The following is a 13,341-nucleotide window of genomic DNA, read 5'->3' on the forward strand; positions in this document are numbered from 1 at the left end:
AGTATGTCGTTGACTGAAACAGTGCCTGTTGCCTGCCCGTGCTGTGGCGAGGTTTTCGACGTTCTGGTCGACTGTTCGCTGGGTGACCAGACCTATGTGGAAGATTGCTTCGTCTGCTGCCAGCCGCTGGTAATGACTGTGTCGGTGGATCCTGAAAGCGGCCAGCCCACAGTGGATGCCACGCCCGAAAACGCCTGAACTGAGGAGAGTCCATGCTCGCACCCGCCACCGCCTTCTATGCCGTTGTCTTTGTGGTCCTGAAGCTGATCCTCGTATCGCGGGTCGTGGCGTTGCGTCAGAAGCTGGGTGTGGGCGTCGGCGATGGCGGGCATCAGGAGCTGAATGTGGCCTCGCGCATCCATGGCAACTACATTGAAGCTATGCCGCTGATGCTGGTGTTGATGTTCATAGCGGAGATGAACGGGGTGGCCTATACCGCGCTGCATGCCGTGGGTGGTCTGTTCCTGGTGAGCCGGATCGGCCACGCTTGGGGTATGCATGAAGCCCAGGGGCGCTGGCACACGGCCCGCGTGGCGGGCGTTGTGGGCACCTGGCTGGCACTTGTTGGCGTCTGTGGTCTGCTGGTTTACAACGCAATGACGATCCGTTACTGATTTGACCCCGCGTAACCGATCTCGGGTTACACCTACAGTTCTCTGTCCATTTCGAGTACAATTCGGCACCGATCCGGGCGAATTCCATACCTGCTTTCTGGTATGAATAGCCCGTCGAATAACCCTACCTAGGGAGGATGCCATGTCGCCTGTCGATAGTTTCAAGACTGCCCAGACCCTCGAGTCTGGCGGTAAACAGTACCGGTACTACAGCCTGCCGGAAGCCGAAAAGCACCTCGGTGATCTACAGCAGCTGCCGGTCTCTCTCAAGGTTCTTCTCGAGAACATGCTGCGTCACGAGGATAACCAGACCGTGACCAAGGATGATGTCGAAGCCATTGTCGGCTGGCTGAAGAACCGTTCTTCCAGCCGCGAGATCCAGTACCGCCCGGCGCGTGTGCTGATGCAGGACTTCACCGGCGTGCCCGGCGTTGTGGACCTTGCCGCCATGCGTGACGCGGTCAAGAAGGCCGGAGACAACCCCGAGAAGATCAACCCGCTGTCGCCGGTGGACCTGGTCATCGACCACTCCGTCATGGTCGACCAGTACGCCACCTCCGACGCGTTCAAGGCCAATGTCGATATCGAGATGACGCGTAACCGCGAGCGCTACGAGTTCCTGCGCTGGGGCCAGGAAGCGTTCGATAACTTCCGGGTGGTACCGCCGGGTACTGGCATCTGTCACCAGGTCAATCTTGAGTACCTGGGCAAGGTTGCATGGACCAAGGAGCAGGACGGCGAAACCCAGGTGTACCCGGATACCCTGGTGGGCACCGACTCCCACACCACCATGATCAATGCTCTGGGCATCCTGGGCTGGGGTGTCGGCGGCATCGAGGCGGAAGCCGTGATGCTGGGCCAGCCCATCTCCATGCTGATCCCGGAAGTGGTGGGCTTCCGTCTCACGGGCGCCATGATGGAAGGTGTTACGGCCACGGACCTGGTGCTGACCGTTACGCAGATGCTGCGTGAAAAGGGCGTGGTGGGCAAGTTCGTCGAATTCTACGGCCCTGGCCTGGACAACCTGCCGCTGGCCGACCGTGCGACCATTTCCAACATGGCGCCGGAATACGGTGCGACCTGTGGCTTCTTCCCAGTCGACAACGAGACCCTGAATTACCTCAAGCTTTCCGGCCGCAGCGACGAACAGATCAAGCTGGTCGAGGACTACAGCAAGGCTCAGGGCATGTGGCGCGATTCCAGCAAGCCCGAGCCCAAGTTCTCCGACTCGCTCGAGCTCGACCTGGGTGATGTGAAAGCCTCCCTGGCCGGTCCCAAGCGGCCCCAGGACCGGGTCGACATGCCGGCCATGAAGAGCACCTTCGAGAAGCTGCTGGATGATGCCGGCGTCCAGCACAAGGACAAGCGCGTTCCGGTCAAGGGCCAGGACTACGACCTCGGCCACGGCGACGTGGTGATCGCCGCGATCACCTCCTGCACCAACACCTCCAACCCGAGCGTGCTGATGGCGGCTGGTCTGGTGGCCAAGAAGGCGCGCGAGAAGGGCCTGGATCGCAAGCCCTGGGTTAAATCCTCGCTGGCACCCGGCTCCAAGGTTGTCACTGACTATCTGGATACCGCTGGCCTCAGCCAAGAGCTGGACGCGCTGGGCTTCAACCTCGTGGGCTACGGGTGCACCACCTGCATTGGCAACTCGGGCCCACTGCCGGACGAAATCGGGGACGCCATCAACGAAGGTGCCCTGCAGGTTTCTTCTGTGCTGTCGGGTAACCGGAACTTCGAGGGCAGGGTTCACCCGGATGTGAAAGCCAACTGGCTGGCGTCACCGCCGCTGGTTGTGGCGTATGCCCTGGCCGGTACCACCCGCGTGGATCTGGTGGATGAGCCGTTGGGCAACGACCAGAGTGGCAAACCGGTCTATCTCAAGGATATCTGGCCCTCCAATGCCGAGATCGCCCAGGAAGTGTCCAAGGTGGACAACGAGATGTTCCGCAAGGAATATGCCGACGTCTTCAAGGGCGACGAAGTCTGGCAGGGCATTCCGTTCAGCAAGGACACGACGTACCAGTGGGATGATGAGTCCACTTATGTGAAGAACCCGCCCTTCTTCGAAGGCATCGAGAAGCCGCTGCAGCCGCCGAAGGACATCGAGGGTGCGAGCATCCTGGCGCTGTTCGGTGACTCCATCACCACGGACCACATCAGTCCGGCCGGCTCCATCAAGCCGGATTCCCCGGCAGGCAAGTACCTGCAGGAAAAAGGCGTGCATCCCAAGAACTTCAACAGCTACGGCTCGCGCCGTGGTAACCATGAAGTGATGATGCGCGGCACCTTCGCCAACGTCCGGATCAAAAACGAGATGCTGGACGGCGTCGAGGGCGGCTTCACCAAGTTTGTACCCACCGGCGAGCAGATGGCCATTTACGACGCGGCCATGGAGTACCAGAAGCAGGGTACGCCGCTGGTCGTGATCGCTGGCAAGGAATACGGTACTGGTTCCTCCCGTGACTGGGCGGCCAAGGGTACCCGCCTGCTGGGTGTCGAGGCTGTTGTTGCCGAGAGCTACGAGCGCATCCACCGTTCCAACCTGGTTGGCATGGGTGTCCTGCCGCTGCAGTTCAAGGAAGGCGAGAATCGTGAGACGCTGGGCCTGACCGGTGACGAGAAGATCAGCATCAAGGGTCTGGATGAGAATCTGGAGCCGCGCCAGGTGCTGAAGCTCGTAGCCGAGCGCCCGGATGGTAGCAGCACTGAAACAGAGGTGGTCTGCCGTGTGGATACCGCCAATGAGATGAACTACTACCTTAATGGCGGCATCCTGCACTACGTGCTGCGCAACATGATCGCCAAGTGATTGATGGCGGTTGATGGGTTAGCCTCTTCGGTGGGCTGACTCGCGGAAACGGGTGGCTTTCGGGCCACCCGTTTTTGTTTGTCTCCAGACTGATAATCTTCTTTCAACGCCTCTATAACGCCACAAGGAAATAGACCGATGTCCTTGGAAACCGATGGTATCCCCGAAAACGACGACGAACTTCGCGCCAAACTCCACCAGGAAACCGCCCAGATCGGGTGGGTGGAACTGCAGCGGTTCTACGCTCGCGGCAATGTCGTGCGCGTGGCGCCGGGGCAGGATCTGATCGAGGTTGGGGTTTCACTGGTGCGGGATGACAAGACCCGGTTCCAGCAGTGGATCCAGGACGGGTCCGTGGGTGAGGTTAAGCCTGATGAGGCTCAGGGTTGGCATGATTCGGATGCGACGGTCTGGGCCCTGGTTGTCGCCCCCTGGGTTCTCGTTCAGCCGGGCTGACTGAAAAACACCGCCTCACTGTTCCGGTAAGCCTGCGCCAGGAAGGCTTCCACTTCCAGCCCCTTGTGCTGGGCAATGAACTCCCCCACGAACGGCAGATAGTAGGGCATGTTCTCCTTGCCCCGGTACGGCACCGGCGCCAGGAAGGGGGAATCCGTTTCCAGCAGGATCCGTTCCGCCGGCGTCATATCAATGATTTCACGCACGTTCTCCGCCTTATTGAAGGTGCAGATGCCGTTGAAACCAATGTACCAGCCCTGTTCCAGCGCGTAGCGAGCCAGCTCCGGCCCCGAGCTGAAGCTGTGCACCACGCCGCGTTGTTTCAGCGATCCCTCGAACTCCTTAAGGATCTCGATGGTGTCCTCGTCCGCCTCGCGGGTGTGAATCACCACCGGCTTGTCCAGCTCCGAGGCCATCTGCAGCTGCTTGCGGAAGACCGACTTCTGGGTTTCGCGGTCGCTGAAATCGTAGTGGTAGTCCAATCCGATTTCGCCAATGGCTAGCAGCCGTTTAGGGCTCGCCGCCATGGCGTCGCGGATAAAGGGATCAAGCCCGTCGTGCCAGTTGTCTGCCTCGTGCGGGTGAATGCCCTGGGTGCCGTAGACGCGTGGATGGGCGCCAGCTAGGTGCTGTACTGTTTCCAGGTTGCCTGGTGAGACAGTAATCGTGATCAGGCGTTCGATGTTGACCTGTTCAGCTGCCATGACCACGTCCTCCACCGGTTCACCCTGGAGGTAATCCAGGTGGCAGTGGGTCTCGATGATCGGATGTTCAAAGACCGGGACGGGACGGCGTTTGTGTTTGCTCATGGGCGCGCAACTCCACCACGGGTGCCTGTTACAATGGGCCCATATGATAGCGGAACCGGCGAGGTCCTGACATGGGGCATCTGCTCCTCAATCTGCGTAATGTGCCCGAGGACGAATACATCGAAGTCAAAGCGCTTCTCGATGAGCACGCCATACCGTATTACGAGACGGAGCCCAGCCGCTGGATGGTTTCATTCGGTGGCATCTGGCTTGCGGACGTATCACGGATTGAGGAGGCGGAGCAGCTGCTTGCCGACTACCAGGCCGAGCGCGCCGAGAAGGCCCGAGTGGCCCAAGATGAGGCGCTTGCGCGCGGGCAGATCGAGACGCCCGGTCAGCGATACCGCCATAACCCCCTGGCCTTCATCGGTGCGTTGATCGGGATTGGCGCGATCCTCTACCTGGCTCTGGCGCCCTTTTTGACGCTTTAGTCGCAGGCGCCAGCTTATCCGAAAGTATAAGGGCATCCGTGCTGGTTATATATTAACTTTCCCTGTGATCATTTAATAATGAGACAGGTACAGGGTGGCTGGCATGGGGACGCTTCAGAAACAGGTAGTACTGCGGTTCGGCATCGGTATTGGCGCGAGTGTGCTGGTGGCTTTCGCATGTGGCTTGCTGCCCGTGCCCGAGCTGTTCCGTTTCCTTCTGGCGGGGGTGCTCGGCGCGCTAGCCGCAACTCTTCCACTGATGGCCCTGCTGCAGCGTTTGCAGGGGGAGGTGAACGCGGATGCCCAGGTGGAGCATCCTCTGTTGCAGGCTGTCATGCCCTCCATTTTCCGCAAGGCACGGACTGGCGAGGCACTGGAGCGAACTCTGGTGGAGGGGGCTGACGCTAACGCGGTTTCGGCCGCCCAGGTCTCTCATGCCGCGGACCGCCTGCGCAGTCGCCTCGACCGTCAGGTGGAGAATACGGACCATATTACGGACTACAGTGGTCGGATCATGGAAACCATCCGCCAGTCTGCAGAACAGGCCTCGGAGGCCGCGGCTGCGGCAAGTCAGGCTAGTGAGGTCAGTTATCAGGGGCAGGCAGCCCTCAGGGAAGCGATCGAGCAGGTCCGGCGGGTACACGAACAATCCGCGGAAACGGTGTCGCTAATCCAGGCCCTGAACGACAAGTCTGAAACAATCCAGAGCGTGACCTCCGTGATCGAGGGGATTGCCGAGCAGACCAATCTGCTCGCACTCAACGCGGCTATTGAGGCCGCCCGCGCTGGTGAACAGGGCCGTGGCTTCGCGGTGGTGGCGGATGAGGTGCGTCAGCTGGCCGGCCGCACTTCTGAGGCGACCCAGGAGGCCTCCAGTACTCTGGAAGCCATCCAGCAGGACACCGGCCATATCGTTACCCGGGTTAAAGAGCTGGCGAGCAGTGTTGAGAACGGCCTTGCTTCGGTGGAGGCCGTTGGCGGCCAGCTGGATGAACTCAACGCGGGATCAAGGAAGGTGGAGGAGCAGGTGCGGGGGATTGCCGAAGGCGATCAGCATAACGAGCAGAGCCTGGGGCAGATGTTCGGCTCCATTGAGAGGCTGCGGGATGAGATGCGCGACAGCGATGAGGCCGTGGCCGGGTTGGCGCAACAGGCCACAACTCTGATGGAGCTGGCTGAGCAGACCAACGCTGAGTTCGCGCTTTACAGCACCGAAAGCTACCATCGCCGTTTCTATGAGGCTGCCAAAGATGGCACCGCAGCTATCGGGCGCTGCTTTGAAGAGGCGCTGGCGCGTGGTGAGATCACTCAGGGGGGGCTGTTCAGTGGGGAGCGTACTCCCATCCCGGGGACCGAGCCGCAGAAGTACCACAGTCCGTTCGACACCTTTACCGACAGGCATCTGCCTGATATCCAAGAGCCTGTGGTGGCATCAATCGAGCCCATCGTCTTTGCCATTACGGCCGCGCCCGATGGTTATGTGCCGACTCACAATAACGTCTTTGCCTATGAGCCAACGGGTGATCCCGATGTGGATCTGGTGAAGAGTCGCAGTAAACGTCTTTTCAATGACCGCACTGGCGCCCGGTGTGGGAGCCATACCCGCGATATGCTTTTGCAGACTTATCGGCGGGATACAGGAGAGGTCATGCACGATCTCTCCGTGCCTGTCTACGTGAACGGAGCGCACTGGGGTGGTTTCCGGCTGGGTTATCAGCCCAATGAAAACTGATCTCTGAGTGGCTCAGAGCCAGCGCGATACTCGCTCGCGGTACTGCTGATGATCTGAGCCGTGGACTGTTTCCAGACTTGATTCCTGAGCAGGGCCTGGCGCCTGAGAACCACAATACCCGCCACCAGGCAGATCAGGAGGAAGTAAATGCCGACAAAACATCGTGTGAACGGTTCAACGTTCATGGCGCTTGTGTCTCCTGTCCGAGATACCTTTTGATGCTAGTCCGAAAAACACCTCGATGGTCAGGCAAAGGTTTATAATGGTCTCCAATCCCACCTGTTGCCCGCTAAGGATAACCGTGGCAGCTTCTAGCCCTGCATGCATCCCGGGGAGGTTTCTTGATGCTCTGTTTTGCCTACGGTTCGAACATGTCCATCCGTCGCCTCCAGGCACGGGTTCCGGAATCGCGCTTGCTCACCGTCGGTTGGCTGCAGAGCCACCGTCTGCTGTTCCATAAGCGTAGCCGCGAGGATCACTCGGCTAAGTGTGATGCCTTTCATACGGGTGATCCGAATGATTGGGTGCTGGGCGTGGTCTACGACATCCCGGGGCGGGAGAAACCGGTTCTGGATCGCATCGAGGGACTGGGTAATGGCTACGACGAAGCCCTGATACGGCTGCAGGCAACCAATGGGGAGCCGTTGGAGGCGCGCATGTATGCTGCCACAGATGTGGCGAGCGGGCTGGTGCCTTTCAGCTGGTACCGGGCCCATGTGCTTATTGGTGCCCGTGAGAATGCTTTCCCGGATGACTATGTGGAGCGCATCCTGCAGACCCCGGTTCAGTCTGATCCAGACTCGGCGCGCCACCATCACGAATTGGCCATCTATCCGCAGCACGTTCTCTGCCATGGGGCGGAGATCTAGGCCAGCTGTCTCTTCCCCGCACTGACTCAGGGGCGTTGGGCTAACAACTGTACCTGGGCCTGGGTCACACTGCGCAAGATTTAGCCGCCTCAGTGTCTCGTTGGTGATTTAAGTCAATTTGTGTCTTTGCTGGTTTGGTTAGTCTTTCTGTAGATCGTAAAGTTTTGTCAACAAGGAGGGGCAATGCCAGATTCAGAGACGACACGCGTAGCACTGGTTACGGGCGGGTACGGTGGACTCGGCACCGCTATCTGCAAGTCGTTCGCGCGCGATGGTTATCAGGTGGTGTCGACCTACCGGTCACCAGAGCGCAAAGAGCATGCCCTGGAGTGGCAACGAACCATGGCGTCGGATGGACTCTCCATTGAGTTGGTCTGTATGGATGTTTCTGACCCCGAAAGCTGCCAGCAAGGAGCCAAAGAGCTGCTTGAGCGTTACGGGCGTCTGGATGTGCTGGTTAACAACGCCGGCATCACTCGCGACTCGGTCATGAAGAAAATGACCGTGAAGCAGTGGCACGACGTTATCCACACCAACCTGGACGGTGTTTTCAACGTTACGCATCCGTTTCTCAACCAGATGCTTGAGCAGGGGTTCGGACGGATTGTGAATATATCCTCGGTCAACGGGCAGAAAGGTCAGTTTGGGCAGGTTAATTATTCCGCCGCCAAGGCCGGGATCCATGGTTTTACCAAGGCTCTGGCTCAGGAAGTTGCCCGCAAGGGCGTCACCGTGAACACGGTTTCACCCGGCTATGCAGCAACGGATATGGTCATGTCGGTGCCTGAAGAAGCGCGGGAAAAGATTCTGAGCCAGGTCCCGATCGGGCGGTTGGCGCAGCCTGAGGAAGTTGCTCGGGTCGTCCGTTTCCTGGCGGACGATGAATCGGCTTTCATAACGGGAGCGGACTATTCGGTCAATGGCGGTATGCACATGCACTGAACCCTTACGTCAGTGGTGTAAGGATGTGAATCAAAAGGAGCGTAATGATGTTTGATAACCTCAAGAAAACAGCTGAACCTCTTACCCAGTTCAATAAGCTGACAATGAGCACGGTAGCGAAGGTGGGCGAGATGCAGATGGAAGCCCTCCGGGATTTCATGAGCATGGCCGGCCAACAGACGAAGGCTGCGACCCAGATCCGTGACTATGAGGACTTCCAGAAGTACCTCAGCGACCAGGCTGAGATGTTCAACAACATTGTTGAAAAGGCGAGTGAGAATATGAATGAACTCTCGCGTCTGGCGGATGAATTCCGGGAAGAAGCAACCGAGGTGTTCCAGGAGGGACAGGAAGAAGACGAAAGTCAGGGGCAGAAGGCATCTCAGGCGAGCAACGCCAGCACTTCCAAGTCGTCGTCCACGGGCGCGAAGAGCCAGGCAGGAAAGGCGAAAGCGTCTGAACAATCGAGCCAGTAACAGGAGTGCCATGAGCAGTGCGGTGCGGGAGGCGTCTTTCCGGCGCCGCACTCCCGAGGGTTGCCCATGATTGAAGTTTTCAAACGCGTTAAGAGCGAGTTTAGCGAGCACGTGCCAGCGCTCGGTAAACTGCTGATGGACACCACCAGCCGGTACCTGGATCCCCGGAACCTGCCCAGCACCGATACCTCGTTCCTGTTGGATGTCAGCTCCACCATGATGGATACCTTCCGCGAGGCGGCTGTCAATCCATCCAAGGCCTTTACAGACAACGTGGCATTGGCCCAGGGGTATGTGAAACTGTCACAGAATGTCGCGGCACGGCTGTTTGGCCGCCATCCTGAGCCGGTGATCAAACCGGACAAAAGCGACCACCGCTTCGACGATCAGGCGTGGGAGCGCAATCCGCTCTATTACGCCGTCCGCCAGACCTATCTGCTCAACGCCCATTATCTCCAGCAAATGGTGGATGATCTGGAAGGACTGAGCGAGCATAATCACCGCCAGCTCAGTTTTCTGACCCGACAGTTCATCAATGCCATGGCGCCGACGAACTTCTTCCTGACCAACCCGGAGGCTGTGCGACGTTGCCGTGAGACCTGGGGGTTGAGTCTGGTTCGGGGGCTGGAAAATTTCCTGGAGGACATGCGCCGCTCCCGGCAGATGCTCAACGTCTCCATGACGGATACCGGTGCGTTCCGGGTGGGCGAGAATGTAGCGGTTACCCCCGGCAAGGTGGTGTACCAGAATGATCTGTTCCAGCTGATCCAGTACCAGCCAACCACCGAGACAGTCCACCAGCGCCCTCTGCTGGTGGTGCCGCCGTTCATCAACAAGTATTACATCATGGACCTTACCGAGGAGGATTCCATGATGCGCTGGCTTGTTGCCCAGGGGCATACCGTGTTCATGATGTCCTGGGTTAATCCGGATGCCTCCTATGCGGGCACGACTTTCAGCGACTACGTGACCCAGGGGGTGCTGGAAGCGATGGATGCCGTGGAGGCCGCGACCGGTGAGCGTGAAATGAACGCGATCGGCTACTGCGTGGGAGGTACACTTCTGGCGACCACGTTGGCTCACCTCAAGAAGAAGGGCGAAGACGAGCGCATCCGCTCCGCTACCTTTCTGGCGACGCTTTTGGACTTCAAGGACCCAGGCGAGATCGGCATCTATATCAACGAGAGCATCGTCCAGGCCATGGAGTCGTACATTGACCGGCTGGGTTATTACGATGGGCGCCTGGTTGCGTTCAGTTTCTCAACACTGAAAGAAAACAACCTGATCTGGTCGTTCTTCGTCAATAACTACCTCAAGGGCCAGGATCCGCTGCCGTTCGATCTTCTCTACTGGAACTCGGACTCCACCAACCTCCCAGCGGCCATGTACAAGTTCTACCTGCGGGAGATGTACATGAATAATCGTCTGAAAGAGCCGAACGCCCTGGAGATCGCGGGAACCCCTATTGATCTGAGCAGCATTGATACGCCCTCCATGTTTGTTTCCGCGATCAAGGACCATATCGCTGTCTGGAAGAGCACCTACGCGGGCTATCGCCTGCCCCAGGGACGGAAGCATTTCGTGCTGGGAGAGTCGGGGCATGTAGCCGGGATCATCAATCCACCGCACGCCGATAAGTATGGCTATTACCTGAACGACACGGAAGCGCAGGAGCCAGAAGCCTGGTTTGAGGAAGCGCATCGTCATCCGGGTTCCTGGTGGCCCCACTGGCAGGCGTGGGTCAGTGAGTTTCAGGGCGATGAGGTCGCACAGCGAATTCCCGGGGACGGGGCTCTTGATGTTATCGAGGATGCACCAGGGAGCTATGTGAAGCGCCGTATAGTATAGAACCAAAAAAAGGACTGAATGTGACAACAACAAAAACACATCAGAATTTCGAAAGCCTTCAGCAGTGTGTCGACGCCGTTATTGCGAAGGTGGGCAAAGACATCCGCCTGGGGTTACCGCTCGGGTTGGGCAAACCGGTGAACCTGGTCAACGCGCTTTACCAGCGCGCCAGGGAGGACCCGGCCTTAAAGCTGCATATCTTCACCGCCCTTTCCCTTGAAAAGCCATTGAGTGGCGAGTCTCTGGAACGTCGGTTCATGGCGCCGTTCGTCGATCGTGTCTTTAAGGATGTCCCGGATCTTGATTATGTAATCGCTCTGCGACAGGGAACGTTGCCGGACAACGTCCAGGTCTCCGAGTTCTTTTTCAAGGCGGGCAGCTGGATCGGCCACAAAGAACAGCAACAGAATTACATCTGCACCAATTACACCCATGCGGTGCGCGACCTTATGGCTCAGGGAATCAACGTGGTGGGGCAGATGGTCGCACCGCATCCTGCCGGCGAGCAGCGTGTGAGCCTCAGCTGTAACCCGGATCTGTCCATTGACCTCATTCCTGTGATGCGCGAACGCGAGGCTGCTGGCCAGCCGGTTGCGATCATGGCCGAGGTCAACGACCGGTTGCCCTGGATGGGGCACCATGCGGACCGATCCATGGATGAGTTTGACTTTGTTCTGGCGGGCGATGACTGCAACCATCCGCTGTTTTCTGCGCCCAAGATGCCAGTTGTGCCTGAAGATCACATGATCGGCTTTTACGCCAGCTCATTGATCCGCGACGCGGGCACCCTGCAGGTGGGCATCGGTTCCCTGGGCGATGCCGTCGTCTACAGTACGCTCATGCGGCACCATGACAATGCGCGCTATGTCGAAGCCGCCGACAAGGTGGGGCTGGAACGCCATTTCCCCATCGTGAACGAGGTGGGCGGAACAGACCCGCTCCCCGATGGCCTCTATGGCTGCAGCGAGATGATGGTGGATGGATTCCTATACCTGCTTCAAGACGGGGTTCTGACGCGCGAGGTCTTCGAGGACGAGACACTGCAGCGTCTGATTGATGACGCACGTATCGGTAAACAGGTATCGATCCAGACCCTGGATACCCTGGTACAGGAAGGGCTTATCCGCTCTCCGTTGCGGGCCAGGGATCTGAGCTGGCTGCAGCGCTTTGGAATCCTCCGGGCGGAGTGCGGATTCAAGGGCGGCCAGCTGCTTGTGGATGACCAGGCCATTACCCCGGATCTCAACGATTCCGGAAGCCGTACGGCCATTGAGGCACACGCACTCGGCGAACGACTCAGTGGCGGGGTGGTGATGCATGGTGGCTTCTACATCGGGCCGGAAAGCTTCTATAAAGGTCTGCGTGAGCTGTCTGAGCAAGAGCGAGACAGTATTTCCATGACCAGTGTGTGTTTCATCAACCAGCTCTACGATCATGCCTACGGCGCCCAGTCCCTGAAACAGGCCCAACGGCGTCACGCCCGCTTCATCAATTCGGCCATGATGGTGACGCTCAACGGGGCCGCAGTCTCTGACGGCCTGGACAGTGGCCAGGTGCTCAGTGGCGTAGGCGGCCAGTATAATTTCGTTGCCATGGCCCATGAGCTGCCCGAGGGGCATTCGATCCTCACTTTGCGCTCGGTGCGCCACTCCGGGGGCAAGCCAGTTTCCAATATTGTTTTCAACTATGGACACTGTACGATTCCCCGCCACCTGCGGGATTTTGTCGTTACCGAGTACGGTATTGCCTATCTCAGGGGTAAACCGGACAGCGAAGTGTTCCAGGAGCTGATCAAGATCGCGGACTCCCGCTTTCAGCCTAACCTGGTCCGTGAGGCTAAAAAGGCTGGAAAAATACCCCAGGACTGGGAGGTGCCGGCGGCATTCAGTAACAATACGCCTGACCGTATTGAGGCCATCATCGGTGACTTTCAGGAGTCCCATGAGCTGTTTCCGCGATTCCCGTTCGGTTGTGATTTCACTGATGATGAGTTGAAGCTGGGTAAGGTCCTTAAGGGTCTCAGGGCCAAAGGCGGAACAACCAGGGGACGGATCCAGCTGTTGCTGCAGGCCCTTCGGGCGCCCGAGCCCGATGCGGAGCAGTTACGCCTGCTGCAGCGCATGGGCCTGTCGGAACCTGATAGCTTGCGTAGCCGTCTGGAGAGGCGACTGCTGATGGTGGGCCTTTCCGCTATCGCTTAATACCCTGCCTTAATACCATCCCTGAACGGGCAATGTGAGCAATCTGACCACCGATCATGGTGGTTAATGGTGGTCAGTAAGTCCTCTCCCCAGATTTTGCATTGTCTCCAGATTGCTGATTTTTAACGATGTATCAGGGTAATACCGT

Annotated in this window: 13 protein-coding genes; 11 read left to right on the top strand and 2 right to left on the bottom strand. The window is 58.5% G+C overall.

The features are described 5' to 3' along the window. Nucleotides 1–3 precede the first annotated feature (3 nt). The 4 genes from AAF659_RS05830 (at nt 4) to AAF659_RS05845 (ending at nt 3,885) form a co-directional block, all read left to right on the top strand. A complete protein-coding gene (locus tag AAF659_RS05830; protein WP_349750776.1) occupies nt 4–198 on the top strand; it encodes a CPXCG motif-containing cysteine-rich protein in 195 nt (64 codons plus the stop codon). Nucleotides 199–212: 14 nt separating this feature from the next. Further along, entirely contained in the window at nt 213–614 is a 402-nt protein-coding gene (locus AAF659_RS05835) for an MAPEG family protein (RefSeq protein ID WP_349750777.1), read from the top strand. Between the two features lie 142 nt (nt 615–756). Beyond that, nucleotides 757–3,429, top strand: a complete 2,673-nt coding sequence (gene acnA, locus AAF659_RS05840) for an aconitate hydratase AcnA (protein WP_349750778.1) — start codon at nt 757–759, stop codon at nt 3,427–3,429. Between the two features lie 138 nt (nt 3,430–3,567). Beyond that, a complete protein-coding gene (locus AAF659_RS05845) occupies nt 3,568–3,885 on the top strand; it encodes a DUF2288 domain-containing protein (protein ID WP_349750779.1) in 318 nt (105 codons plus the stop codon). Here AAF659_RS05845 and AAF659_RS05850 read toward each other — a convergent pair. Beyond that, nucleotides 3,873–4,694 (bottom strand): TatD family hydrolase, encoded by an 822-nt coding sequence (locus AAF659_RS05850; RefSeq protein WP_349750780.1) that lies wholly within the window; start codon nt 4,692–4,694, stop codon nt 3,873–3,875. The two genes, AAF659_RS05845 and AAF659_RS05850, sit on opposite strands and share 13 nt — an antisense overlap. Nucleotides 4,695–4,765: 71 nt before the next feature. On the opposite strand from AAF659_RS05850, the gene AAF659_RS05855 reads away from it, so the two are divergent. Both AAF659_RS05855 and AAF659_RS05860 read left to right on the top strand, forming a co-directional pair. Next, nucleotides 4,766–5,125, top strand: a complete 360-nt coding sequence (locus AAF659_RS05855) for a DUF6164 family protein (RefSeq protein ID WP_349750781.1) — start codon at nt 4,766–4,768, stop codon at nt 5,123–5,125. A 103-nt stretch (nt 5,126–5,228) separates the two neighbouring features. Next, nucleotides 5,229–6,857 carry a methyl-accepting chemotaxis protein gene (locus AAF659_RS05860; RefSeq protein ID WP_349750782.1) on the top strand — a complete coding sequence of 543 codons (1,629 nt, stop codon included), beginning with the start codon at nt 5,229–5,231 and terminating at the stop codon, nt 6,855–6,857. Here AAF659_RS05860 and AAF659_RS05865 read toward each other — a convergent pair. Further along, a complete protein-coding gene (locus AAF659_RS05865; protein ID WP_349750783.1) occupies nt 6,839–7,042 on the bottom strand; it encodes a hypothetical protein in 204 nt (67 codons plus the stop codon). The two genes, AAF659_RS05860 and AAF659_RS05865, sit on opposite strands and share 19 nt — an antisense overlap. A gap of 159 nt (nt 7,043–7,201) precedes the next feature. Here AAF659_RS05865 and AAF659_RS05870 point away from each other — a divergent pair, with 159 nt between their 5' ends. From AAF659_RS05870 to AAF659_RS05890, 5 genes are all read left to right on the top strand, one after another. After that, the gene (locus AAF659_RS05870) at nt 7,202–7,726 is read left to right on the top strand and encodes a gamma-glutamylcyclotransferase family protein (RefSeq protein ID WP_349750784.1); all 525 of its coding nucleotides are present in this window, start codon (nt 7,202–7,204) and stop codon (nt 7,724–7,726) included. 183 nt (nt 7,727–7,909) lie between these two features. Next, nucleotides 7,910–8,668: an acetoacetyl-CoA reductase gene (phbB, locus tag AAF659_RS05875; RefSeq protein ID WP_349750785.1), complete on the top strand. Its 759-nt coding sequence runs from the start codon at nt 7,910–7,912 to the stop codon at nt 8,666–8,668. Nucleotides 8,669–8,712: 44 nt separating this feature from the next. After that, complete coding sequence (locus AAF659_RS05880) at nt 8,713–9,144, top strand: phasin family protein (protein WP_349750786.1); 432 nt, start codon at nt 8,713–8,715, stop codon at nt 9,142–9,144. Nucleotides 9,145–9,210: 66 nt separating this feature from the next. Beyond that, nucleotides 9,211–10,992: a class I poly(R)-hydroxyalkanoic acid synthase gene (gene phaC / locus AAF659_RS05885; RefSeq protein ID WP_349750787.1), complete on the top strand. Its 1,782-nt coding sequence runs from the start codon at nt 9,211–9,213 to the stop codon at nt 10,990–10,992. 20 nt (nt 10,993–11,012) lie between these two features. After that, nucleotides 11,013–13,193, top strand: a complete 2,181-nt coding sequence (locus tag AAF659_RS05890) for an acetyl-CoA hydrolase/transferase C-terminal domain-containing protein (RefSeq protein WP_349750788.1) — start codon at nt 11,013–11,015, stop codon at nt 13,191–13,193. The last annotated feature ends 148 nt before the right edge of the window (nt 13,194–13,341 follow it).

It is taken from the genome of Salicola sp. Rm-C-2C1-2, assembly GCF_040196175.1.
In the GTDB taxonomy this organism is placed as follows: domain Bacteria; phylum Pseudomonadota; class Gammaproteobacteria; order Pseudomonadales; family Oleiphilaceae; genus Halospina.

Bases quoted from the DNA above. Each gene is read 5' to 3' on its own strand.
- AAF659_RS05830 (WP_349750776.1), top strand. From the start codon at position 4: ATGTCGTTGACTGAAACAGTGCCTGTTGCCTGCCCGTGCTGTGGCGAG.
- AAF659_RS05835 (WP_349750777.1), top strand. From the start codon at position 213: ATGCTCGCACCCGCCACCGCCTTCTATGCCGTTGTCTTTGTGGTCCTG.
- acnA (WP_349750778.1), top strand. From the start codon at position 757: ATGTCGCCTGTCGATAGTTTCAAGACTGCCCAGACCCTCGAGTCTGGC.
- AAF659_RS05845 (WP_349750779.1), top strand. From the start codon at position 3,568: ATGTCCTTGGAAACCGATGGTATCCCCGAAAACGACGACGAACTTCGC.
- AAF659_RS05850 (WP_349750780.1), bottom strand. From the start codon at position 4,694: ATGAGCAAACACAAACGCCGTCCCGTCCCGGTCTTTGAACATCCGATC.
- AAF659_RS05855 (WP_349750781.1), top strand. From the start codon at position 4,766: ATGGGGCATCTGCTCCTCAATCTGCGTAATGTGCCCGAGGACGAATAC.
- AAF659_RS05860 (WP_349750782.1), top strand. From the start codon at position 5,229: ATGGGGACGCTTCAGAAACAGGTAGTACTGCGGTTCGGCATCGGTATT.
- AAF659_RS05865 (WP_349750783.1), bottom strand. From the start codon at position 7,042: ATGAACGTTGAACCGTTCACACGATGTTTTGTCGGCATTTACTTCCTC.
- AAF659_RS05870 (WP_349750784.1), top strand. From the start codon at position 7,202: ATGCTCTGTTTTGCCTACGGTTCGAACATGTCCATCCGTCGCCTCCAG.
- phbB (WP_349750785.1), top strand. From the start codon at position 7,910: ATGCCAGATTCAGAGACGACACGCGTAGCACTGGTTACGGGCGGGTAC.
- AAF659_RS05880 (WP_349750786.1), top strand. From the start codon at position 8,713: ATGATGTTTGATAACCTCAAGAAAACAGCTGAACCTCTTACCCAGTTC.
- phaC (WP_349750787.1), top strand. From the start codon at position 9,211: ATGATTGAAGTTTTCAAACGCGTTAAGAGCGAGTTTAGCGAGCACGTG.